Here is a 255-nt window from a genome sequence, read left to right as displayed (position 1 = left end):
CCTAGCGGCCTGAGCGGCGTTGTTAACGGCCGCGATGTTAGCGGACTGAGCCGAGCCTAAGTCTTGGGCGGTGGCTGCATTTACCACACCGGTAATTGCAGTCTCGCCGTCTTGTTCGGCCTTGTCGGCTTCGCCTGTCGTTGTTGCCTTGTTGATATTATCCTTGGCCGTGTTGGCTGCGGTATTGATATCTTTTACCGCTGCGTCCTTATTCGCACTCGGCATATCAGACTTGTTAATCTGATCCTTAGCGGC

Annotated in this window: 1 protein-coding gene; it reads right to left on the bottom strand. The window is 54.5% G+C overall.

The features are described from left to right. Nucleotides 1-255: DUF1542 domain-containing protein (locus ACYYG1_RS17655; protein WP_461211637.1), on the bottom strand; the 255-nt coding region annotated here is incomplete at both ends.

The organism is Desulfocurvus sp. DL1XJH-121 (genome assembly GCF_054819825.1).
The sequence above is the reverse complement of the archived record's forward strand: the minus strand, read 5'-3'. Positions and strand labels throughout refer to the sequence as shown.